Origin of the sequence: Streptomyces sp. NPDC058864 (assembly GCF_042742985.1) — a bacterium.
Taxonomy (GTDB): Bacteria; Actinomycetota; Actinomycetes; order Streptomycetales; family Streptomycetaceae; genus Actinacidiphila.
The window spans coordinates 18,470-39,957 of the sequence record NZ_JBHYMQ010000054.1; the positions used below are offsets into that span (position 1 = coordinate 18,470).

General features: G+C 72.8%; 23 protein-coding genes. 12 read left to right on the forward strand and 11 right to left on the reverse strand.

The window, feature by feature from the left end; translation table 11 throughout:
- Positions 1–71: 71 nt before the first annotated feature.
- Genes ACFW3D_RS30735 through ACFW3D_RS30745 form a run of 3 tightly spaced genes read right to left on the reverse strand, consistent with a single transcriptional unit; the run spans position 72 to position 3,028 of the window.
- Complete coding sequence (locus ACFW3D_RS30735) at positions 72–1,286, reverse strand: CaiB/BaiF CoA transferase family protein (protein ID WP_500509582.1); 1,215 nt, start codon at positions 1,284–1,286, stop codon at positions 72–74.
- Between the two features lie 36 nt (positions 1,287–1,322).
- Positions 1,323–2,273, reverse strand: coding sequence for an ornithine cyclodeaminase family protein (locus ACFW3D_RS30740; protein ID WP_500509584.1), 951 nt, complete (start codon positions 2,271–2,273; stop codon positions 1,323–1,325).
- Positions 2,270–3,028, reverse strand: coding sequence for an IclR family transcriptional regulator (locus ACFW3D_RS30745; RefSeq protein ID WP_500509586.1), 759 nt, complete (start codon positions 3,026–3,028; stop codon positions 2,270–2,272). Before ACFW3D_RS30745 ends, ACFW3D_RS30740 begins: the two co-directional genes overlap by 4 nt.
- A 106-nt stretch (positions 3,029–3,134) precedes the next feature.
- On the opposite strand from ACFW3D_RS30745, the gene ACFW3D_RS30750 reads away from it, so the two are divergent.
- The 3 genes from ACFW3D_RS30750 (at position 3,135) to ACFW3D_RS30760 (ending at position 5,863) form a co-directional block, all read left to right on the forward strand.
- A complete protein-coding gene (locus tag ACFW3D_RS30750) occupies positions 3,135–4,466 on the forward strand; it encodes an amidohydrolase family protein (protein ID WP_500509589.1) in 1,332 nt (443 codons plus the stop codon).
- A gap of 166 nt (positions 4,467–4,632) precedes the next feature.
- Positions 4,633–5,016, forward strand: coding sequence for an Imm32 family immunity protein (locus tag ACFW3D_RS30755; protein WP_500509592.1), 384 nt, complete (start codon positions 4,633–4,635; stop codon positions 5,014–5,016).
- A gap of 151 nt (positions 5,017–5,167) precedes the next feature.
- Entirely contained in the window at positions 5,168–5,863 is a 696-nt protein-coding gene (locus tag ACFW3D_RS30760; protein ID WP_500509594.1) for a hemerythrin domain-containing protein, read from the forward strand.
- Positions 5,864–5,890: 27 nt separating this feature from the next.
- Here the strand turns inward: ACFW3D_RS30760 and ACFW3D_RS30765 are convergent, their stop codons facing one another.
- The 4 genes from ACFW3D_RS30765 to ACFW3D_RS30780 form a co-directional block, all read right to left on the reverse strand.
- Entirely contained in the window at positions 5,891–6,349 is a 459-nt protein-coding gene (locus ACFW3D_RS30765) for a GNAT family N-acetyltransferase (protein ID WP_500509596.1), read from the reverse strand.
- A gap of 104 nt (positions 6,350–6,453) precedes the next feature.
- Entirely contained in the window at positions 6,454–7,248 is a 795-nt protein-coding gene (locus ACFW3D_RS30770) for an SDR family NAD(P)-dependent oxidoreductase (RefSeq protein ID WP_500509598.1), read from the reverse strand.
- A gap of 104 nt (positions 7,249–7,352) precedes the next feature.
- On the reverse strand, positions 7,353–7,931 hold the full coding sequence (locus tag ACFW3D_RS30775; protein WP_500509601.1) for a hypothetical protein: 579 nt from the start codon (positions 7,929–7,931) through the stop codon (positions 7,353–7,355).
- A gap of 61 nt (positions 7,932–7,992) precedes the next feature.
- Complete coding sequence (locus tag ACFW3D_RS30780; RefSeq protein ID WP_500509603.1) at positions 7,993–8,658, reverse strand: maltokinase N-terminal cap-like domain-containing protein; 666 nt, start codon at positions 8,656–8,658, stop codon at positions 7,993–7,995.
- Positions 8,659–8,781: 123 nt separating this feature from the next.
- On the opposite strand from ACFW3D_RS30780, the gene ACFW3D_RS30785 reads away from it, so the two are divergent.
- The 3 genes from ACFW3D_RS30785 (at position 8,782) to ACFW3D_RS30795 (ending at position 10,079) form a co-directional block, all read left to right on the forward strand.
- The gene (locus ACFW3D_RS30785; protein WP_500509606.1) at positions 8,782–9,066 is read left to right on the forward strand and encodes a ribbon-helix-helix domain-containing protein; all 285 of its coding nucleotides are present in this window, start codon (positions 8,782–8,784) and stop codon (positions 9,064–9,066) included.
- Positions 9,063–9,452, forward strand: coding sequence for a hypothetical protein (locus ACFW3D_RS30790; RefSeq protein ID WP_500509608.1), 390 nt, complete (start codon positions 9,063–9,065; stop codon positions 9,450–9,452). Before ACFW3D_RS30785 ends, ACFW3D_RS30790 begins: the two co-directional genes overlap by 4 nt.
- Positions 9,453–9,608: 156 nt before the next feature.
- Positions 9,609–10,079, forward strand: coding sequence for an SPW repeat protein (locus ACFW3D_RS30795; RefSeq protein WP_500509611.1), 471 nt, complete (start codon positions 9,609–9,611; stop codon positions 10,077–10,079).
- Between the two features lie 94 nt (positions 10,080–10,173).
- Here ACFW3D_RS30795 and ACFW3D_RS30800 read toward each other — a convergent pair whose 3' ends face one another.
- Positions 10,174–11,409 carry a cytochrome P450 family protein gene (locus ACFW3D_RS30800; RefSeq protein WP_500509613.1) on the reverse strand — a complete coding sequence of 412 codons (1,236 nt, stop codon included), beginning with the start codon at positions 11,407–11,409 and terminating at the stop codon, positions 10,174–10,176.
- 60 nt (positions 11,410–11,469) lie between these two features.
- On the opposite strand from ACFW3D_RS30800, the gene ACFW3D_RS30805 reads away from it, so the two are divergent.
- The 3 genes from ACFW3D_RS30805 to ACFW3D_RS30815 all read left to right on the forward strand — a co-directional run bounded on the left by ACFW3D_RS30805 (position 11,470) and on the right by ACFW3D_RS30815 (position 16,031).
- Positions 11,470–12,750, forward strand: a complete 1,281-nt coding sequence (locus ACFW3D_RS30805) for an FAD-dependent oxidoreductase (RefSeq protein ID WP_500509615.1) — start codon at positions 11,470–11,472, stop codon at positions 12,748–12,750.
- A gap of 358 nt (positions 12,751–13,108) precedes the next feature.
- Positions 13,109–13,747, forward strand: coding sequence for a cysteine hydrolase family protein (locus ACFW3D_RS30810; protein WP_500509618.1), 639 nt, complete (start codon positions 13,109–13,111; stop codon positions 13,745–13,747).
- Between the two features lie 82 nt (positions 13,748–13,829).
- A complete protein-coding gene (locus ACFW3D_RS30815) occupies positions 13,830–16,031 on the forward strand; it encodes an FUSC family protein (protein ID WP_500509620.1) in 2,202 nt (733 codons plus the stop codon).
- A 19-nt stretch (positions 16,032–16,050) separates the two neighbouring features.
- On the opposite strand, the gene ACFW3D_RS30820 is transcribed toward ACFW3D_RS30815, so the two are convergent.
- Entirely contained in the window at positions 16,051–16,929 is an 879-nt protein-coding gene (locus ACFW3D_RS30820) for an alpha/beta fold hydrolase (RefSeq protein ID WP_500509622.1), read from the reverse strand.
- Positions 16,930–17,219: 290 nt separating this feature from the next.
- Here ACFW3D_RS30820 and ACFW3D_RS30825 point away from each other — a divergent pair, with 290 nt between their 5' ends.
- Together ACFW3D_RS30825 and ACFW3D_RS30830 are read left to right on the forward strand one after the other, a co-directional pair.
- Complete coding sequence (locus ACFW3D_RS30825) at positions 17,220–17,888, forward strand: TetR/AcrR family transcriptional regulator (RefSeq protein ID WP_500509624.1); 669 nt, start codon at positions 17,220–17,222, stop codon at positions 17,886–17,888.
- A 91-nt stretch (positions 17,889–17,979) separates the two neighbouring features.
- A complete protein-coding gene (locus ACFW3D_RS30830) occupies positions 17,980–18,681 on the forward strand; it encodes a nitroreductase family protein (RefSeq protein WP_500509626.1) in 702 nt (233 codons plus the stop codon).
- A 22-nt stretch (positions 18,682–18,703) separates the two neighbouring features.
- On the opposite strand, the gene ACFW3D_RS30835 is transcribed toward ACFW3D_RS30830, so the two are convergent.
- Positions 18,704–19,909, reverse strand: a complete 1,206-nt coding sequence (locus ACFW3D_RS30835) for a PP2C family protein-serine/threonine phosphatase (RefSeq protein ID WP_500509628.1) — start codon at positions 19,907–19,909, stop codon at positions 18,704–18,706.
- A gap of 214 nt (positions 19,910–20,123) precedes the next feature.
- On the opposite strand from ACFW3D_RS30835, the gene ACFW3D_RS30840 reads away from it, so the two are divergent.
- Complete coding sequence (locus ACFW3D_RS30840; protein ID WP_500509630.1) at positions 20,124–20,636, forward strand: 4-hydroxylaminobenzoate lyase; 513 nt, start codon at positions 20,124–20,126, stop codon at positions 20,634–20,636.
- 87 nt (positions 20,637–20,723) lie between these two features.
- Here ACFW3D_RS30840 and ACFW3D_RS30845 read toward each other — a convergent pair whose 3' ends face one another.
- A complete protein-coding gene (locus ACFW3D_RS30845) occupies positions 20,724–21,341 on the reverse strand; it encodes a hypothetical protein (protein ID WP_500509632.1) in 618 nt (205 codons plus the stop codon).
- Positions 21,342–21,488 lie beyond the last annotated feature (147 nt).

Genomic DNA, 21,488 nt, shown 5'->3' on the forward strand with positions numbered 1-21,488 from the left:
CGCCGTGCCTTGGCGCGTGTGCTCGGGCTGGGTGACGAGCCGTCGCTCCGATACGTTCGCCGCGTGGTCGTTCACCGGCCGACCTCCGTCCCGTACCGCGCGCCGGAGAACTCGGCGCGAACGGCCTCCGTGTGCTCGCCCAGCGCCGGCACCGGCCCCATCAGGGCCTCGCGTCCGCGTACCGTCACCGGCGGAAGCAGCCCGCGCAGCGAGCCGGACGGGGTGCCGAACTCCCGCCAGCGGTCGCGGACTTCGAGCTGCGGATGGGCCGCGAACTCCGTGACCGACCGCAGCCGGGCGTTCGCGATCCCGGCGGCGTCCAGACGCTCCATGACCTCGTCCGCCGCCAGGGCGGCGAACCGCTCCTCGAGGAGCGCGGTGAGCTCGCCGTCGTGGGCGTGGCGCAGCGGATTGTCCGCGAAGCGCGGGTCGCGGACCAGTTCGGGCCGCTCCAGCACCTTCTCGCACAGGGCGACCCAGTCCCGGTCGCTCTGCACGCTGATGAACACCTCCCCGCCGTCGCCCGCCCGGTAGTGGCCGTACGGCGAGATCGACGGGTGCCGGGCACCGCTGCGGGACAGCGGGGCGCTCCCGTACAGGCCGTGGAAGAGCGGCTGCCCCAGCCACTCGCCGAGCGCGTCGAGCATCGCCACGTCGAAGGCGCCGCCCTCGCCGGTCCGCTCGCGCTCGTACAGCGCGGTCAGGACGCCGGCGTACGCGTACATCCCGGCCGCGATGTCGGCGATGGAGATCCCGGCGCGCGCGGGGCTCTCCGGCGTGCCCGTGAGCGACACCAGCCCGGACTCGCACTGCACCAGCAGGTCGAACGCCTTCTTCGCCGCGTAGGGCCCGTCGTCGCCGTAACCCGACACACCGCACCAGATCAGCCGCGGGTGCCGCGCGCGCAGCGCCTCCGCGCCCAGGCCCAGCCGTTCGGCGGCGCCGGGGGCGAGGTTCTGCACAAAGACGTCGGCCTCGGCCAGGATCCGGTCGAGCAGCGCCCGGTCGGTGTCCTGCTTGAGGTCCAGGACCACGCTTTCCTTGCCGCGGTTGCACCAGACGAAGTACGCCGACTCTCCCCGGGCCGCCCGGTCGTACTCCCGGGCGAAGTCGCCGCCGGGCCGTTCGACCTTGATCACCCGCGCGCCGAGGTCCGCGAGCTGACGGGTCGCGAACGGCGCGGCGACGGCCTGCTCCAGGGAGACGACGGTGACGCCCTCCAGTGACTGCCGCGGGCCCTGCCGTTCCGACTGGCGCCGCTGTGACTGCTGCTGTGTCTGCCGCAAGGCTCGCGCTCCTGGTCTGTGTGCGGTCGGGAACGGTCACAGGTCCACGGTCGTGCCCAGTCCCTCCGCGCGGGCCACGGCGTGGACGACATGGGCGGCGGCCACGTCGAGCGCCGCGTGCCCGGTGGATTTGAAGACGGTCAGCCCGTCACCCGCACCGCGGCCGGGGTGGTCGCCGGCGAGCACCGAGCCGAGCAGCACGACCTCCCGGCCGGAGGGCAGGCCCTGCAGTTCGTGGGCCCCGGCCGGGGGAGGGGAGCCCGCGGCGCCGGGCCACTCGGCGAACAGGGCGGCATCCCGTACGGTCTCCGCGTCGACCTCGGGCCCGTGGGAACCGCCGACCGAGCTCACGTGCGTGCCCGGCGCGAGCCATGAGCGGCGGACGACGGGACGCGTCGTCCCGGTGCAGCAGAAGACGACCTCGGCCCCGCGCACCGCCTCTTCGACGCCCTCGGCCACACGCGCCCCGGGGTGGCGGGCCGCGGCCTCGCGGGCGCCCCGGAGATCACGGCCGACGACGACGACCTCCGCGGCCGGATGAAGTGTCGCCAGCAGGTCGAGCTGGGCGCGGGCCTGGGCCCCGGTGCCCACAACGGTGTGGCGCACCGCCCCGGGGCGGGCCAGCACCCGCGCCCCGAGCGTCGCCGCCGCGGCGGTTCGCACCGCCGTCAGCGACTCGGCGTCCATCAGGGCCAGCGGACGCCCGTCGTGCTCGTCGAACAACGCGACCACGCCCCGGTGCGCACTGCGCCCGGGCCGCGCCGGATCGCCGAACACCGACACCAGCTTCGCCGCCAGGCCCAGCCCCGGGACATGGCCCGGCATCGCTCCCAGCAGCCCGGCCGGGGTGCGCGCCGCGATCCGCGGCGGCGCCGACACCTCGCCTCGGCTGATCGCGACGAGGGCCGTGGCCACGGCGTCGACGACGAGGTGCGGCTCCAGCGCCGCCCGCGTCTGCGCCCGGTCCAGCACGAGGACACCGTTCACGCCGCACCTCCCTGAGGGCCGGTCAGGATGCGCCGGAGCTCCTCCCCGGCGTCGCGCAGCGCGCGCTCCAGGGCGGGCAGCCGGGTCTCCCCGAACTCCGCGTCCGGCCCGACGACGGTCAGTGCGCAGACGGCGGCCCCCGGCCCCGGTGTCACCGCGCGGCTGACCGAGGCGACCAGCTTCTCGTTGCGCCCGCGCTCGACGGCGATCCCCGTCCGCTCGGTTCGCGCGATGTCCGCCAGCAGCCCTCCGTCCCCGTCGAGCGGGTACCCGTTGGCCTCGGCGGGACGCAGATAGGGGGCGCGGGCAGCCGGGTCGAGTGCCGCGACGAGCGCCAGCGGCCCGGCGAAACGGTGCACGGGAAGCGCCTCGCCCAGCAAGTGGCTGATCATGGCCAGCCGTTCCGGCCGGACGACGTCGATCACCCGGGCCCGGTCGGCCTCCAGCACCTGCAGGTTGACCATCATCCCCGTGACGTCGGACAGCTCCTGGAGCACCGGGCGGGCCAGGGCGGTCAGCGAGTTCCCCGCCGCGGCCGCCGACATGCGCAGCACGGCAGTACCGGGCAGATAACGGTCACCCGCACGCAGCACCCAGCCCCTGCGCACCAGGTCGAGCAGGATCCGGTACGCCGTCGCGCGGTGCAGGCCGACCTCGCCGGCGAGATCCGTCAGGCGGACGGGACGCGGCGCGCGCGTGACGGCCTCGATCAGATCGAGCGCCTTGTCCACCGCGGTGCGCGGGACCTCGGACATCGCGGCCACTCCTTCTCCTCCTCCGGCGCCAGGAGTACGCTACCGATCGTTTCGGTAGACGATACAGATGTTACGCAGGACGCAACAGTCAACAGTCGAGGTGAGCATGGCCGACCAGCCCCAGGGTGCCCCCACTCCCTACGCGGCGCCCGCTGCCGGCGCCGTCGCGGTCTACCGCGGCGCGACCCTCTTCGATGGCACCGGCCGCCCGCCCCGGCCCGCGACCACGATCGTCACCGACGGGCAGACGATCACGGCCGTCGCACCCGACGCCGACGCCGACCTCGCCTCCCGACTCCCTGGTGACGCCCGGGTGTTCGAGCTCGACGGCCGATTCGTCATCCCCGGGCTGATCGACACGCACCAGCACCTGGCCACCCCGCCCGACCGTCCCGCGGCCGAGGCGGCACTGCGCCGCCACGTCCACAGCGGCATCACCGCCGTCCGTGACATGGCCGACGACCTGCGGCAGATCGGCGACCTCGCCCGCGCCACCCTCGTCGGCGAGATCCCCGGCCCGGACATCCGCTACGCGGCCCTGATGGCCGGCCCCGGCTTCTTCGACGACCCGCGCACCCACCAGGTCTCCCAGGGCGCCGTGCCCGGTGAAGTGCCCTGGATGCAGGCCGTCACGCCCGCCACCGACCTGCCGCTGGCCGTCGCCATGGCCCGCGGCACGTACGCCGCCGCCATCAAGGTCTACGCGGACCTCGACGCTGAGCTGGTCGCCGCCGTCACCGCCGAGGCCCACCGCCAGGGCATCCCCGTCTGGGCCCACGCCACCGTCTTCCCCGCGACACCCGGCGAGGTCGTCGCTGCCGGCGTCGACACCGTCTCCCACGTCACCCTGCTCGCCTTCGAGGGCACTCCCGACGGTCTCACCAGCTACAAGACCAAACCCCCGGTCGACCACGCCCGGTTCGCCGCCGGGGACGACGCGCACCTGGACCGGCTCTTCGCCCGTATGGCCCGGCGCGGCACCGTCCTGGACGCCACCGCCGCCATGTGGGAGAGCGCGGAACTCGCGGGTGAGGGCCCCGAGGACGCCGCCCGGGCCCGCGCCAACACCGCCCTCGCCGCCGCGGTCACCGCCCAGGCCCACCGGGCGGGCGTGGCCATCTCCACCGGAACCGACCACGAGACCGCCCCCGGGGCCCCCTTCCCCGCGCTTCACGACGAACTGGCCTTCCTCGTCGAACGCTGCGGCATCCCCACCGCCGACGTCCTCCGCTCCGCCACGCTCATCGGCGCCCGTGCCGCCGGCGCCGAGGCCACCATGGGCAGCGTCGAGCCCGGCAAGCTGGCCAACTTCGCCGTCCTGGACGAGGATCCGCTGCGCGACATCGCCAATCTGCGCAGCATCACCGTGACCGTCAAGCGCGGACACCGCTTCGACCGCGCCGCGTTCGAGGAGGGCCGGCGAACCCCACGGCCCTGATCGTCGACGCGCCTCCCCCTTCGTGGTCGACCTCCACGGCGTCGACCGGTTCCGCGAACACGTCCGCCTGCCGGAACGCCGCGGCCACGTGGCCACCCCTCCGCGACTCCCGTGTCCGGGCGTAGGCTCACCGGACCCGCCGGACCGGACCGAAGGAGCGCTGCGCGTGCGACTGACCGTGGATCCGCTGTACGGCGAAGTGGATCTGGCCGCGTCCGCGGAGGAGCTGGCGGCCCTGGCGGGCGCGGTGACGGCCGGTGACGGCTTCGTCGCGGCCACGGCATCGGCGGGCGACGCCCTGCAAGGGGTCGACGTCAGGACGGCGGCCGGTCCGGGGGTGCGCATCGAGGTCGACACCGCGCGGCGGATTCTCGTGATCAGCGGTGACCCCGGGGCGAGGGAGATCCTCGCGGACGACCTGAACGCCATGGCCGCCGCCGAGGACGGCGGTCACCTCCACGTCGACCACTTCCCCGGGCACCCGTACCTGGTCGAGGGATCGGCGCCGCTGGTGGTCAACAGCCCCCACGGCGGCATGCCGACCCGGTGACCGGGGCCTGACGTGACCGGGCCGGGTTGACATCCGCGTCCGCGCGATTATGTACTTGACGAGGCAAGTATCTGGCTCCCGGGTCGGCGATGTGCGCCTGCGCCGTGCCCCGGGGCCGCCGTGGAATGTGTTTTCTCACCGGGAAGAGCAGATGAGCAGCGACAACGCCGTGCCGATGGCCAACGTCAAGGAGATGCACGTCGTGCACACGATGTTCCGGCGGGAGTTCGGGCTGACGCCCGCACTCGTGCGGGGCGTCGCCGACGGGGACCTCGCGCGGACGCGCATCGTGGCCGAGCACATCGACATCATGCTCTCCGCGCTGATCGGGCACCACGAGGGCGAGGACATCGGCCTGTGGCCCCGGCTCCTGGAGCGGGTCAGCGGTGAACTCACCCCGCTGGTACACGTGATGGAGGAGCAGCACGAGCAACTGCACACCGTCTGCGACGAACTGGCCGCGGCGGTCCGGAGCTGGCGGGCCACCGGCGACTCGGTGCGGGGGAACGAGGTCGCCGAGCTCGCCGACCGCCTGAACCGCATCGCGTTCGAGCACATGCGGCTCGAGGAGGAGACGATCCTGCCGCTGGCGGAGAAGCACATCACGGCCGCGGAGTGGGCCGAACTCGGTGGCCACGGCGCCGCCAGGACGTCGCCGGACCGGCTGGACCTCCAGTTCGGGATGACCCTCTACGAGGGCGACCCCGACGTGATGAAGGGGCTCCTGAAGGGCGCGCCGCTGCGCGTCCGGCTGCTCATGCCGGTACGGTCCCGGCGTCGCTACCGTGCCTACGCCAGGAAGCTGCACGGCACGGCCACGCCGCCGCGTATCGGACGGCGCGGCTGACCGGACCGCTCCGGCGGCCGCCCGGGATCAGGCGCCGCGCACGGCGGTACGGGGCCGGCGCACCATGAACACGTCGACCGGATCCTCGGCGTCGACGGTGAACCCGTGCCGCTCGTACAGCCGCCGGGCCGCGCTGCCCCGCAGCACGTTGAGCCTGACCGGTACACCCTCGCGGTCGCACCGCTCCAGCAGCTCCCGCAGTACGGCCGTGCCGATGCCGCCGCCCTGCAGCCGCGGGGCCAGGTAGAAGTGCTCCAGCCAGTGCGCGTCCCCGGCGGGCCGCAGCGCGACGCAGCCGGCGAAGGCGCCGTCCACGTCGACGACCCAGGTGTGCTCCGGCACGAAGGCGTCACGCAGCCGCTGCCGCACGCGGTGCTCGTCGTACCGACCGAGCCGCTCCAGGTCGCCGCGCAGCACCACGGCCCGCAGCTCCGCCACCGCCTCGACGTCCGTGGCCGCAGCCGGCCGTATCTCCCAGTCCGCCATGATCGGAAGGCTACAGCGCGGCGCACGGCTACCGGCCGCCGAGGCCGTCCGGCGCGGGGTCGCACAGGTTTCCCGACCGCCGTGATGGCCGACCCCGTGCCTGCTCAGGGGACGATGGCGTCCACGCAGCCCCCGTCGACGCGCACGGCTCCGCCGGTGGTGGCCGAGGCGAGGTCGGAGCTGAGGTACACCACCATGTTGGCGATCTCCTCGGGCTCGATGAGCCGTTGCAGCAGCGACTGCGGGCGGTGTTCGCGCATGAAGACGCGCTGCGCCTCCTCCCAGGGCAACTCGTCGCCGACGAGCCCCTGGACGAACTCCTCCACGCCCGCGGTACGGGTCGGACCGACCAGGACCGAGTTCACCGTGACACCCGATCCCGCGGCCTTCTTGGCGAAGCCGCGGCCGAGGGCGAGCATCGCCGTCTTCGTCATGCCGTACTGGACCATCTCGACGGGGATCGCCACGCCGGACTCGCTGGAGATGTACTGGATGCGGCCCCAGTCCCGCTCCAGCATCCGCGGCATGTACATCCGCGTGAGGCGGACCGCGGACAGCACGTTGACGTCGAAGTACCGGCGCCATTCGGCGTCGTCGATCTCGAGGGCGTCCTTGGCGCCGTAGACGCCGAGGTTGTTGACGAGGATGTCGACGTCCGGCACGACCTCGCGGGCCCGTTCGGCGCCCTCGTCGGTGGCCACGTCGGCTCCGACGGCGACGAACTCGCCCTCCGGGACCTCGTCCCGCAGTTCCTTGAGCGCCTGGTCCACCCGTTCAGGGGCGCGGCCGTTCACTCCCACGCGGGCTCCCGCCCGCGCCAGCCCGGCGGCGATGGCCGCTCCGATGCCCTGCGTCGACGCCGTCACCAAGGCGGTCCGTCCGGCGAGGTCGATGCGCATGTCCGCTCCCTGGGGCGAGCCGGTCGACGATCACGGCGGCACGACCGTGCTCCTCCCAGTCTCCGCCCGGCGCCATCGCGCCGCGCGGCGAGCGGCGTCCGTCGTCACCGGGCCCCGACGGCGCGCCGCTCGGCGAGGAAGCGGTGAACGGCCCAGGCCGCACCGGCCGCGGCGGCCGTCCAGACGAGGGCCTCGGCGACGGCGATCGCCGGAGTCACCGTGAGATGCGGCCGGGGCGGCAGGACGGCCATCTGGACGGCGGCACCGACCGGAACCGTCAACGCGGCCAGGAGACCGAGCAGTCCGGGCCGCCGGACGGCCGCGCCCGTCATACCGAGGAACGGTCCGAAGAACACCGCGACCACCGCCCAGATCAGGACGTCCGAGCCGGCGTTGACCAGGAGGTGGTCCATCGCGGAGTACGTCGCCGTTGCGGCGACCAGCGCCAGCGGTCCGGCCAGCGCGCCGCCGGCGGGCGTCCCGGCGAGCAGGCCCGCGGCCACCGCGAGGGCGGCCCAGGACCAGCCCGCGTCCAGCAGGAGGCTCAGGACCTTGGCGATGCCGCCCCAGACGGTCCCTCTGAGGGGCGCCCCGAGTTCCGAGTACGGCGACGACAGCGCATTCGCGAGCGAGGTGAGCACCCCGAAGACGGCGCCCACCGCCGATCCCCCCATGATCCTCATGCCGGGAGGTTATCGAACGCGCCGCCCACGTAAGGCAGTTCGCAGTTCGCCGCCCCGCGGGTCAGCCCGCCGCGGCCTTCCGCAGGCTCGCGAAGACCGCGCGGGCACCGGTGCCGTCCGGCTGCTGCCAGCCGGCTTCGACGTGACCCAGCACATCGCCCGCGGCGCCGTCGGCCGCACCGGGCCGCAGTGCGCGCACCACGCGGAGGAGCAGGCGGCCGGCCGGTCCCGCGTCGACGGTGACGTCGGTCGTGGCGCCGGGGCCGTCGGCGACGGATCCGGCGCCGGGCACGGCGGCCTCCGCCGGTCCCGCGTACTGCCGGGCGACGGTCGGGTCGGGCGTGTCGCTGACGCTCTGGGCCTGCGCCTCGGCCTCGCCGCGCACCAGCGCGATCAACTGGGCGACCACGACCGGGTCGTGCGCGCCGTCGTAGATCCAGCGTCTGCCGAGCACCCCGTGCTCCGTGGTGCCGATGAGCGCGTCCTCGGCTCCGGCCAGTGGCGCGCCGCGATAGGCCATGGGCACGTGGTAGGCGGCGCCGTCCTGGTCGGTGACCACCATGAACTCCACCCCGACCTCGCCCAGGGGGTCGTCCAGGCGGAAGCCGCCGGCCTTCACGAGCTCCGGGCGCGGCGCCGCGCCCGCGTACCAGGGCTGCCGGGGGAGCCAATCGGTGAGCAGTTCCAGCTTGGTCGGCGTCAGCGTCGTGCGGTGGATGAGCGACATGGCCGGTGGAGCCTCCCCTGAGTGCGTACGTGCGGGGACATCGTCCCATCGGCGTCGGACACGCGGTCGCCCGGCCGGGTGACAATCGTCGCCGGTGCGGCCATACATCGGTAAGGTGACCGTATGGCGAAACAGAAGGTCACCATCACCCTCGACGAGGACACCGTCGCCGCCGTGGACAAGCTGGCCGGCGGCCCCGGCGGCAACCGTTCCGCGTTCATCGAGGCGGCCGTCACCGAACGGCTCCAGCGCACCGAACGCGCCCTGCGCGCGGTCGACTGGCTCGGCGCCCGGGCCCGGCAGGACCACCCCGGTGAGTGGGAGGCCGCCCTCGAGGCCGTCGCCTCCGCCGACGCGCGGCGCGGGTTCGAGACCGCTCCTCCCGCCGACCCGGGTCAGGCGGCGTGAGCGGCGGGTACATCCTCGACCAGACCGCCGTCCGCGCCCTGGCCCTGGGGCGGCCCTACATGGTCGCCCGGGTCATCCGCTCGACGCAGACCGCGGTTCCGCTGTACGTCCCGGCGGTGCCCTTCGCGCAGGGCCTGACCGAGTCGGTCCTTGGCGAGGTGTACGAACGCCTCCAGGACGCCCTGGCGGCGCCGTGCTTCGTCTTCCGGGCGCTCGGTGAGGCCACCTGCTGGTCCGTCGCGCAGATCGCCCACGAGCGCGCGACGGACATCGCCACCGCCCACGCCGCGCACCTGGCGCTCTCCACCGGCCTGCCGGTCCTCACCCAGCAGCCCGACGCCTACAAGCGCGTGGACGCCCGGATCGACACCGAGCAGATCGTCTGACCGGGCCGTACCGCGAAAGGTCCGTGAGCATCTGCCGGGCCTGAGCGGGGGCAAGCGGGGCCGCCTCGCACCGTCCCACGCGAATCTCCACGTCTCGACCGCCACATCGTGGGTAAGTGTGGGGTGAAAGGTCCGAAATGAGTGGGGATGGTTTAGATGGCCTCTACGCGACCGAGTATCGAGCAGCACCCCGACCTGCTGGCGCTGCGCGCGGAGTACGAACGGACGACCGCCACCAACCGGGGCCAGGCGATCGAGGCAATGGGCCTGGTGACCGGCACCTACCTGGCGGCGTCCCCCTGGATCGTGGGCTTCAACGGCCTGTCGACGATAGCCGTCGGCAACCTGATCGCCGGCATCGCGTACGCCATGCTCATGGGCGGTGTGGGCAGGGCCTTCGAGCGCACCCACTCCATGGCGTGGGCCGCGGCCATCATCGGCCTGTGGACGATCATCTCGCCGTGGTGCATCGCCGGGAACGTCAGCACGACGCGCACCATCGCCAACAACGTGGTGGTCGGTGCGATCGCGCTGCTGCTCGCGCTGGCGGCGGCCTCGATGCGCCCGGGCACCGGGCGTGGGAAGTCCTCGGACATGAGGGGCCCCACAGGAGGCTCACGCATCTGACCGGCTCCCGCCGGAAACCGCTCCGCCGGACGAGCTCCTTGCGCGCTCGTCCGGCGGTCCGCGTCCCGAGGCGTGAGCCCCGCCCTGCTCCTGCCTACTCCTGCGCGGAACCGTGTGCGGAACCGAAGGTGACGGGCAGCCGCGACGGGCCGCGCAGCACACGCGGCCGCCAGCGCAGTTCGCCGGCCGGCACGGCGAGCGCCAGGCCGGGCAGGCGGCGCAGGGCGGTGCCGATGGCGATCCTGCCCTCCAGCCGGGCCAGCGGCGCCCCCAGGCAGTAGTGGATGCCGTGTCCGAAGGCGAGGTGGGCGTTGTCCGCCCGGGTGATGTCCAGGCGGTCCGGGTCGGCGAACCGTGCCGGGTCGCGGTCGGCGATGGCGGAGGCGACCACCACGGTCGCGCCGCGCGGGATGGCCACCCCCGCGATGGTCAGGTCCTCGCGGGCGAAGCGCGCGATGCCGGGGTTGACCGGCCCGTCCCAGCGCAGGAACTCCTCGATCGCGCCGGGCAGCAGCTCCGGGTCCTCGCGCAGCGCGTGCAGCTGGGCGGGGTGCGTGAGGAGCGCGGCGATGCCGTTCCCGATGAGGTTGACGGTGGTGATGTACCCGGCGACCAGGAGCAGGAAGGCCATCGAGATGAGCTCGTGGCGGTCCAGCCGCTGCTCGTCGTCGTGGGTGGCGATCAGCGCGCTGAGCAGGTCGTCCCCGGGGTGCGCGCGCTTGGCGTCCAGCAGTGCGGTGAGGTAGCCGTGCATCCGCTGCCAGGCCGCTTCGATCTTGGCGGGATCGGGCGGCTGGGGGCCCTGGAGGACCATGTCGTCGGTCCAGCGCTGGAAGTCGTAGCGGTCGGAGACGGGCACGCCGAGCAGTTCGCTGATCACCGTGACGGGCAGCGGCACCGCGAAGTCCTCGACGAGGTCGGCGCGCCCGGCAGGCACGACGGCGTCCAGCAGCTCGTCGGCGATGGCCTGGACGCGGGGCTCCAGTTCGGCCACGCGGCGGGCGGTGAACGCCTTCGACACGAGCCGGCGCAGCCTGGTGTGGTCGGGCGGGTCGGCGCGCAGCATCGTGCGGATCATCGACTCGCGCTCGGTGGTCGGCAGCCGCTCCATGAGCCGCGGGTCCGCCGCGTCCCGGACGTCGCTGCTCAGCCGCGGGTCGGTGAGGGCCGCCAGGCCGTCCTCGTACCGGGTGACCAGCCAGGCCTCGAGCTCGCCCTGGATGACCGCGCGGCGCACCGGGCCCTCCTGGCGCAGCTCACGGTAGAGGGGGAAGGGATCGGCGGCGAAGTCCGGATCGGTGAAGGGCAGGGTGACCGGCTGCTGGCTCATCAGGCCTCCGGGAGTCGTGGCACCGCATGACGGCATCAATGTGCACCGTTCAAGGATAATATGTTCCGTTATGTCGAGTCCGGGATGACGACGGAGGCCGGGGCGATGACGGAACGGACCACGTGCTGCGTGGTGGGCGGCGGCCCGGCGGGCATGGTGCTCGCCCTGCTGCTGGCCAGGGCGGGGGTGGAGGTCACCGTTCTGGAGAAGCACGGCGACTTCCTGCGGGACTTCCGCGGTGACACCGTGCACCCCTCGACCCTCGCCCTGCTGGACGAACTCGGCCTGGCGGAGCGCTTCGCCGCGCTGCCGCAACGCCGCGTCACCACCGTTCAGTTGCCGATCGGTCCCGGGCGTTCCCTGGTCACCGTCTCGGACGTCGGCACGCTGCGGGGCCCGTACAACTACGTGGCGATGGTGCCGCAGTGGGACCTGCTCGACCTGCTGGCCGACGAGGCCCGTCGCGAGCCGGCGTTCACCCTGCGCATGGGCACCGAGGCGACCTCCTTCCTCGAGGAGCGCGGCCGGATCACGGGCGTGCGCTACCGCACCCCGGACGGCCGCGAGGGCGAACTGCGGGCCACCCTGACCGTGGCCTGCGACGGCCGCGGGTCACTCGCCCGGACGCGGCCCGAACTGGGCCTGCGGGAGTTCGGCTGCCCGATGGACGCCTGGTGGTTCCGCGTGCCGCGGCAACCGGGCGACCCGCAGGGGCTGGTGGCCGGGGTCGGCGACCGCTTCCTCACCGCGATGATCGACCGCGGCGCGTACTGGCAGTGCGCCGCGCTGATCCCCAAGGGCAGCGACGCCGACCGCCGGGCCGCGGGCCTCGACCGGTTCCTCGCCGCCTTCTCGGCCGCCGTGCCCTGGCTCGGCGACCGCGTGCACGCGGTGCGCTCCTGGGACGAGGTGAAGCTGCTCGACGTGCGCTGCGACCGGCTGGAGCACTGGCACCGCCCGGGGCTGCTGTGCATCGGCGACGCGGCCCACGCGATGTCGCCCGTGTTCGGGATCGGCATCAACCTCGCCGTCGAGGACGCCGTCGCCACCGCCCGCCATCTCGTGGAGCCGCTGCGCCGCGGCAGCGTCGGGCTGCGCGACGTACGCGCCGTCCAGCTCCGCCGGTGGCCGACCACGGCCGCCACGCAGGCCCTGCAGCGCCTGGCCCATCGCCGCTTCATCGCCCCGGTGCTGGCCGGACGCTCGCCGCTCGGCGACGCCGACCGCGCGGGGCGGCTCGCCGGCCTGCTCAACTCCACCCCGTGGCTCAAGCGGGTGCCCGCGTACTTCATCGGCTACGGCGCCCTGCGCGAGCGCCCACCGGCGGCGTCGGTGCGGTAGACCCCGGTCCCTGGAATCCGCCACGTGTGGGAGGGGGCCGGCCGGGTTCCAGCAACCGCGGGCTGGGCGCTCGTGCCGTCCTCCGAGTGGAAACACCATTCGTGACTGGAGAGTGTCCGGGGAGAGCGGCACTCTGTGAGCGCGCCGGCCGACAGGCCCTTACGCACTGTGCACCTTCGAAGGCGTCTTCGAAATTCGTACTGGTGTGCGGGATCCGTCAAGGGGCTGGCAGGTCGCAGACACGCGACCGGCGGGCGGTTGTTCGGCGCGCTCTGCGGTCGGTCCGGGCGCATTGTGGAAACCGTGGGCCCGTGGTCCGGGATCCGACTGTCGGTGACCTCTGCGTAGGAGGTTGGTCATGCCGAGCGACTATGAACGCGGCCGGGTGGGGTTGCTGCTCGTCGACCTCGTCAATGAGAACTTCTCGAAAGACGGCAAGGCCTACGCCATCTACGCCTCGGAATACGAAAGGCTGGACACGATTGGCAACCTGGGCAAGCTGATCGCCGGGGTACGACGGCACGAGGAAATCCCCGTCTTCTACTCGAAGACTGCCTTCACCGACGAGGACTACTCGACGTGGAAGCACGTCTCCGGGGTGCACCGGGAGATGTTCGACCACCGGCTGTTCGAGGCGGGGACCTGGAACACCGAGTTCTACGAGGATCTGGCTCCCCAGCCGGGCGAGGTGATCCTCGCACCGCACAAGGGCCTCGACGTGCTCCACCACACCGACCTCGAGTTCCTTTTGCGGCAGCGCAGCGTCGAGTACCTGGCGATCGCCGGGGTCTCCGGGATCATGGCCGTGGAGTCGACGGCCCGCACCGCGATGGAGCGCGCCTACCACGTCACGACGTTCACCGACGCGATCGCCGCTCCCGGCGGCCTGGTCACGTACCAGGCGATGATGCGCGGCCTGAACATGATCTCGCACAGAGTGGTCAGCGTCGACGACTTCCTGGCCTCGCTCGACAGCCTCGACAGCCTGGACGCGTGACACTTCCACCATCCGTCCGGTGAGGAGAGCAGCCGGGATGCACCGGGCCCGAACGGCGTTGGCGGACGTCTGGGATCGGCTCGTGGCATCCGATCCCGGACTGATCCGGCTGCTGTCCGCGCTGAGCACGGTCTGCGCGGTGCTGCTGACGCTCGGTCTCCTCGCGGCGCTGCATGCCCCGATACCCATCCTGGTGACGGGCGCCCTCACCGCGATGGTCAGCACGGTAGCGGTCACCGAGCCCCGGCCGCGCGACCAGGTGCTCACCCTTGCGGCCGGATTGCCCATCACGCTGGCGACCGTGGCGGTCGGAAGTGCGCTGACGCCGTACCGGGTCGTGGCGGACGTGGTGTTCGTGCTGTTGATCTTCGCCGCCATCTACATCCGGCGGCTGGGCCCGCGCACGACCACGCTGGGCATCTTCGCCTTCCAGCTCTTCTTCGTGACCCAGTTCGCCGAGACCCGTGTGGCGCAGCTGCCGCAGCTGTTCCTGGCCGTGGTGGTGGCCTTCGGCAGCTCGGCGCTGCTCCGGTTCGCCGTCCTGCGCTCGCCGCCGGAGCGGACGCTGGCACGGCTGCAGCGGGCCTTCCGCCTTCGTCTGGTGCTGGTGCTCGACGCGCTGATCGAGGTGGCCGAGGGCGGACCGGAGGCGCCGCGGGCCAGGCGGTCGGTCGACGATCTGCGCCGGTACACGGCCGGCCTGCACACGGGCGCATTGATGATCCAGGCCCGGCTGCGAACCGGCACGCCCGACGAGCGTACCGCCACCGCGATCCAGCGCCGCGTGGCGGAAGCGGAGACGGCCGTGGAGCGGCTGGCCGTGCTCGTGCTCCGGGTCCTGTGGCCCGGAGCCGACATCGACACCCTGACCCGGCACCTGACGAGGAACCGCCGCGCCGGATCCCCGGTCGACGCCCGCGACGCGGTCACGCTGCCCGCGATGATCTCGGAGCTGAGTGCGCTGCGTGTGCTGATCGACCCGGGTCGGCCGCGGCCGGTGGGCGCCGATCCCGCCGAGGTGCGCAACCGGCTGCTCGGCTATCGCAACGACGAGCACCTGCCCGACGCGTCCCCGGCGATGGGGGACGTCTTCCGCTCCACCGGGGAGTTGGCCCGCGCCCTGTTCGGCCTGCGCCTGGCCTTGGACGAAGACACTCCGGCATCCCTGGACACCCCCGAGACGGCACGGTCGCGGGAGGAGCTCACGGCAGAGGACTCCGGCCTGGCGGAGGACGTCGTACCGAAGCGGGAGGGCCCCCGCATCCGCCCCACCACCAGGATCGCGCTGCAGGTCGCGACCGGATCGGCGCTGGCCGTCGTCGGCGGTGAACTGCTGTCGCCGCAACGCTGGTACTGGGCGGTGTTCACGTGCTGGGTGGTGTTCATCAGCACCGGCTCCACCGGCGAGGTCCTGGTCAGAGGGTATCGGCGGCTGATCGGCACGGTGGTGGGTGTCGTCGCCGGGATCGCCCTCGCCGTCCTGATCGGCGGCGACCCCCGGCCGGCCTTCGCCTTCGCGACCCTCAGCGTGTTCGGCATGTACTACACGACCGCGGTGTCCTACACGCTGATGTCCTTCTTCGTCACCACGATGCTCGGCATGCTGTACACGCTGCTGCACGCCCTCACCCCGGGCGTGCTGGTGGTGCGGATCGAGGAGACCGCGCTCGGGATCGCATGCGGCCTGGCCGCCGCTCTGCTCGTGCTGCCGGTGCGGACCCGGGAACGCACGGACCAGTTGCTGCGCGACGTGCTGGAGCGGCTGCGCGCGGTGCTTTCCCAAGCGCTGGCCCGGATGGGCGGCGCGCCCGGCCCGGATCTGCTCGATCCGGCCCGCGCGCTGGATTCGGCCCTGGACAGCCTGCGTCTGTCGGTGCAACCGCTGATCACCCCGATCAGCCCACTGCGGTCCAGGCGGCGCACCGCGCTCTGCGTGCTGGGGTCGCTGGAGACCGCGGCCTTCCACACCCGCAGCCTGGCCGCCACCCTGGACCTGATGCCGGCCGGTGTCCGCATCGGCGCCGATCCGTGCGTCGTGGACGAAGCCGGCCGGATCGACCGCAATCTCGCGACCTTGATCGATCAGGTGGCTGCCGGCGGCGAGGACGACACCCCGCTCGAACGCGGTTCGGGCTTTTCCGCCCTGCTCGGAGTGAGTTCCGGCGGCGCGCCTGCCGAAGACGTCCACTTGACGCGGCGCGTGCTGCGGCACCTGCAGCGCGTGGACGAGAGCATCCAGGGCCTCGCTCGAACCCTCGGGCTGTCCGTCCGCGACCACTCCTGACGCAGGCACCGGCGGCGGCTCAGGCGACCCTGGCGGCGTTGCGGGCGATCGCGTCCACGACCGCCGGCCACACCTGCTCCGGCAGGTCGTGCCCCATGCCCGGGATCAGCAGCAACTCGCTGCCAGGGACCGCGGCTGCCGTCGCCCGGCCGCCGCTGTGGTCGATCAGGGGGTCCTGCTCGCCGTGCACGACCACCGTCGGCACCGCCACCGACCGCAGGCCCGGTGTGCGGTCCGGTGAGGCGAGGATCGCGGCGTACTGGCGTACGTAGCCCTCCGGCCGGTACGCCCGGTCGTGGGCGGCGGCCACCCGCTCGCGCAGTTCCCGGGGAGCCGGCGGGTAGCCGGGGGAGCCGATCACCGCGGCGCGGCGCACCGCCTCGTCGATGACGGCCTCGCGCGTCAGGGGGACGCTGTTTGAGCCGGGCATCGCCGCGATGGCCTCCGCCGAGGCGCGGCCGACCGACCGGTCGCCGGTGGTGGACATGATCGAGCACAACGACAGCACCCGGTCGGGGTGGTCGATCACCAGCTGCTGGGCGATCATGCCGCCCATCGAGGCCCCGACGACGTGCGCGGCCGGGATCTCCAGCGCGTCCAGCAGCCCGACGGCGTCGTCGGCCATGTCGGCCAGCAGGTACGGGACGCCGGAGCGGTCGCCCGACAGCACGGCGCCGATGTCCGGGACGGGGTGCTCGTCGAGACCGGTCGACAGACCGGCGTCACGGTTGTCGTAGCGCACGACGAAGAAGCCGCGGTCCGCGAGCGCGGAACAGAACTCCGGCCGCCAAAGCGTCATTTGTGCACCGAGGCCCATGACGAGCAGCAGCGCCGGATCGCCGGGGCTGCCGAAGGTGTCGTACTCGAGCTCTATTCCGTTGGACTTCGCGCGCGGCATGCGGGGCTCCTTGGGGCTCGCGGGGGGATCGGCTCATACCGTCCAGTCGGTACGATAGCTGCGCCGCCCCCGCTCGGCACCCCCGGCACGGAGCGCCCGTGGGCGCGCGGTCGCGGACGGACCGTCAGTCCGGGAGCGGCCGGCGACTCATGCTGCCCTTGGCGTCCCGGGGCCGCGCCCCCGTGCGAGGCCCCGGGACCGTGAAGCGAGGGGCCGTTACATTACACTTATGTAATGTAACGCCCGCAATCGTTGGCATGGGGCCTTTTCGGGCACAGAGGGGATCGCGGATGAGTGGCGAGGAGCGCGCCGGAAGCGCCGGGGATGGCAATGAGACCGGCCGCGGCGCCGGGCCGAGGGCCGGTGGCCGACCCCGGGACCCGGCGATCGAGGCGGCGATCATCCGGGCGACGCGCAAGCGCCTGGTCGCCGACGGGTACTCGCAGATGACCATCGGGGACATCGTCGCCGACGCCGGCGTCACCCGGCCCACGCTGTACCGGCGTTGGGCCAACAAGTACGACCTGGTCGTCGACGCCCTCCAGTACGGCTTCCGCGCCCAGCGCGAGGCGTACCCGGACGTCGACATGGACGCGCTGCCGGCGGTCGAGGCGTTCCGGGAGGCCGTGCGCCGCCTCGACCCGCGCTACCACAACAAGGGGGCGATGGCCCTGCACGGCAACTTCATGGCGGAGGCCGAACGCGCCCCCGGCCTGCTGGAGCAGTTGCGGGAGCACGGAGTGGGGCCCCGGTGCCACGAGTTGACGCAGACGCTGCTGCGGCTCCGCGAACGCGGCGAGCTCCGCGAGGACATCGACCTCGACACCGTCGTGACGCTCTGCTTCGGCAGCTACTTCGCCGACTACCTCCGCACCGGTGGTTCCGGTGCGGACGTCGCGGACCGGGTGGTCGGCACCCTCTGGCCCGCCATCGCGGCGCATCCCTCCGGTTCCGGCTGATCGGGCTCCGGGGCGCGGGGCGGGCGACAGGGATGCATGTTACAGTCGGTCTTTGTAACGTAACTGTCGCCCACGCCCTGGGAGCCGACCGGTGGACGTTCACGAGGCGCTCTACACGACCCGGATCATGCGCCGTATGAAGCCGGATCCCATCCCGATGGAGAGCCAGTGCCGGATCCTGGACGCCGCGATCCGCGCGCCCAACGGCGGCAACGCCCAGCGCTGGCACTTCCTCGCCGTCGACGACCCCGCGCTCAAGGCCCGGCTCGCCGAGCTCTACGCGTCCTGTAGGCAGCAGGAGTACGCGGACATCGCGGCCGGCCGGCTCGGTGCGGCACCGCACGAAGACGCCGTGCGGCGCGCGGAGGCGCTGGCGCGCATCAAGAAGTCCGGGGACCGCTTCGTCGAGCACTTCACCGAGATCCCCCTGCTGGTCTTCGTCTTCGCGGTGGACGACCACGGCGGCGCGAACATCTATCCGGCCATCTGGAGTTCGCTGCTGGCCGCGCGCGCCGAGGGCATCGGCGGCGTGCTGACCACGGTGCTGCGCTACGAGGCCGGCACCGTCTGCGACCTGCTGGGCGTGCCCACCGCGGACGGCTGGCGGATGATCGCCATGCTGGCCTTCGGTTACCCGCTGGGCCGCTGGGGGGTCGCGGCCAACCGGCGTCCGGTCCACGAGGTCTCGTCGCGCAACCAGTGGGGCGAGTCGTTCGGCGCGCGGGTGCCCGAGCCCCTCTGGCCGCCGGACGCGGACGGCGCGCGCATCGAAGTCGACCGCCCGGCGACCTGAGCGGGGCCGGTGCGGGCGTGCGTCAGGCGGCCAGAGGGCACTGCACGGCCACCAGCGCTACGTCGTCGTTGAGCCGCCCGCCCGTGTGGCGGAGCAAGTCCGCCAGGACCTCCTCGAGCAGGGACTCCGGGTCGCACGCCGCCGCGTTCCGGGGGATACCGCGGTCGGCCACGGAGTAGAAGGCGCCCGAGCAGTCCCGGGCCTCGGTGAGGCCGTCGGTGTAGAGCAGGAGCAGATCGCGCGGGGCGAGCGGGAAGCAGTCCTCCCGGTACGCGGCGGGGTCGAGGCCGGCGAGCCCGAGCGGCGGCGCCGGCGCCGCCGGGCCCGCGAGCGCGGTGATGCGGCCGTCCCGCAGCAGCAGCGGCGGCGGGTGCCCGCAACTGACCGTCCGCACATGGCCCGCGCCGGGCGGGAACTCCACCAGCAGTGCGGTGATGAATCGCTCCGGCGCGTCGGCGTCGCCCTCGGACGCCTCGGCCACGTGGCGGCGCACGCTGCCCTCGAGTGCCGCGGCCAGACCGGGCAGAGTGCGGTGCTGGTGCACCGCCTCGCGGAAGGCGCCCAGCAGCGCCGCCGTGTCGTCCAGCGCCTCCAGGCCCTTGCCCTTGACGTCGCCGATCAGGAGCCGGGTGCCGTACGGCGTCCGCGCCGCGGCGTACAGGTCGCCTCCGACCTCGGCCATCGTCTCGGCCGCCCGGTACACCGAGGCGACCCGAAGGTCCTCGATTCGGCGGGGGAGGGGCCGCAGGACGACCTGCTGCGCCGCCTCGGAGATCGCCCGCAACTGGCTCGCCTCGCGGCGGTTGCGGTCGCGGCCGCTGCAGAAGGCGAAGAGGAAGGCGGAGACCACCAGCAGGGCGGCGATGTGCGTGGGCAGGATGGAGGAGCGGAGCAGCCCGTCGTGGACGTCGCAGACCACCGCGCCGGCCAGCGACAGCACGGCCACCCCGGAGGTGGCGCGGGCCGTCGAGACCGCCGCCGTCAGGGCGGGCGCAGCGATGAGCAGGGACGCCAGATGCACGTCGGTGGGCGCGACGAGAGCGATCCCCGTGATGATCAGCACGAGCGCGACGGGAGCGCCCACCTCGGACAGCCGCAACGCCCGCCAATGCCTCGACCGCTGCCGTCTGCCGGGTGCCGTGCGGCCCCGGGCGAGGCGGCCGTGAGGTGTGCCCGCGGCGACCGGGACGGGTGCGGGCCTTCCCGAACGCCGGATGAACTTGTGCACCGGCCTGACCTCCTCGCCTGGCCCTCCACCCCGCGACGGGGATGTGAGTCAAGGTGGACATTTCATTACATCTATGGACTGTAACGTTAATGCGTCGTTCAGGGATTCCGTACGGTCGCGTGTTCCATTACAAGTGTTGACTGTAATGGAACTCGATGCCACGCTGGCTCCGACGGGGTGCGAGGGCCACCCCGGGTGCTGTGGAGGACGGACGATGGATCACAGGCGAGAGCTCATCGAGCGCAGCATCCCGTTCCTGGACGAGGTCAAGAACCGGACCGCGGGCAAGGAGCTGGAGGACTGGCTGAACGGCACCCATGGCCCGTACAGCGAGCTGTACGGGCACCTCGCGCGCCTCATCAAGCGCGGCGTCGAGGATGGCTGGGCCGCGAACATCGAGGTCGACGGCCCGAACTACCGGCGCAGCCTCATCGCACCGCCCTCGGCGGAGACGCGGTACTTCAGCATCACCGCGGTGTACATGGACAGCCAGGCCCGCTTCCGGGGCCAGTACCACGCCCACCCCTACGGCGAGATCAACCTCGTGGCCCCTGTCGACCGGGAAGCGCAGCTGGCCGGTCCGAGCGGCTGGCAGGGCCCGGGCTGGACCGCCCCCGCCCCCGGCAGCCACCACTACCCCGAGGTCCGCGGCGGCGCCCTCATCGCCCTGTTCTACCTGCCCGCCGGGCGCATCTCGTACGACGTCACCGCGCCGCGCGTGGACTAGGGTTCGTCCCGCTACGACAGGACCACCGCGATCCGCCCTGTCGCGGGCCGCACGGCCGGAATCCCCACGGCTGGGGAGCGAAGCAGCTCAGTCGTCGAACCAGACGACCAGTCTGACGTCGTCATCTCCATGCAGGTCGGCGAGGGTGCGCATGACGGTCCACACGGGACCCCACTCGTCATCGGGTACGGCATCGCGGCGCCTGAGGCGGTCGACCCGGAACATCCGGTCACCGTCGACCCACTGGGAGCCCGCGGGGAAGTGCTCACCCGGTCGTGCCGCGATGTGAGCCGGCTGCCCGCAGAGATCGATGAACCGCCGAGGAGCGGAGACGTGCCTTTGGGCGAACTGCCAGTCGCCCTGCGGCTCGCGGAAGTACTCGTGGATGCGGTCGTCAGGGCGGGCGGACTCCTCATCCCAGTCGACTCGCTTGATCTCCGCCCAGCTGACCCAGCCGGCGGATCGTCCGGCCGTCGCCTCCTGGCCTGCTCGGACACGGTTCGAAGCGTCGACAGGCAGTCCGCGGAGAGGGGCTATCGGGAGGAACTGCTCGTTGTCGCACACGCCGAACAGGCAGCCGAACGCGTCGTAATTCCTGGGCACCTTCAGGTGGTCCAGGGCGATGGTGGCATGCCAGAAGGAGTCCTCTTCGTGGTCTCGGTAGTCACGGTGGCACTCGACGAAACCCCGTATGTCCTTGCCCATGCCCGGATCATGGCGGTCCGGGCACCTTCCGGACCAGGCATTTGCCGTGCCCGTGGCCCGGAGACCGTCCCTGGGCGTCCCGCCCGGCCCGGCATGCCGTGATCCACGGCACCCGCCCCGCCGGGTCCGCACAGGTCGGCGGCCCTA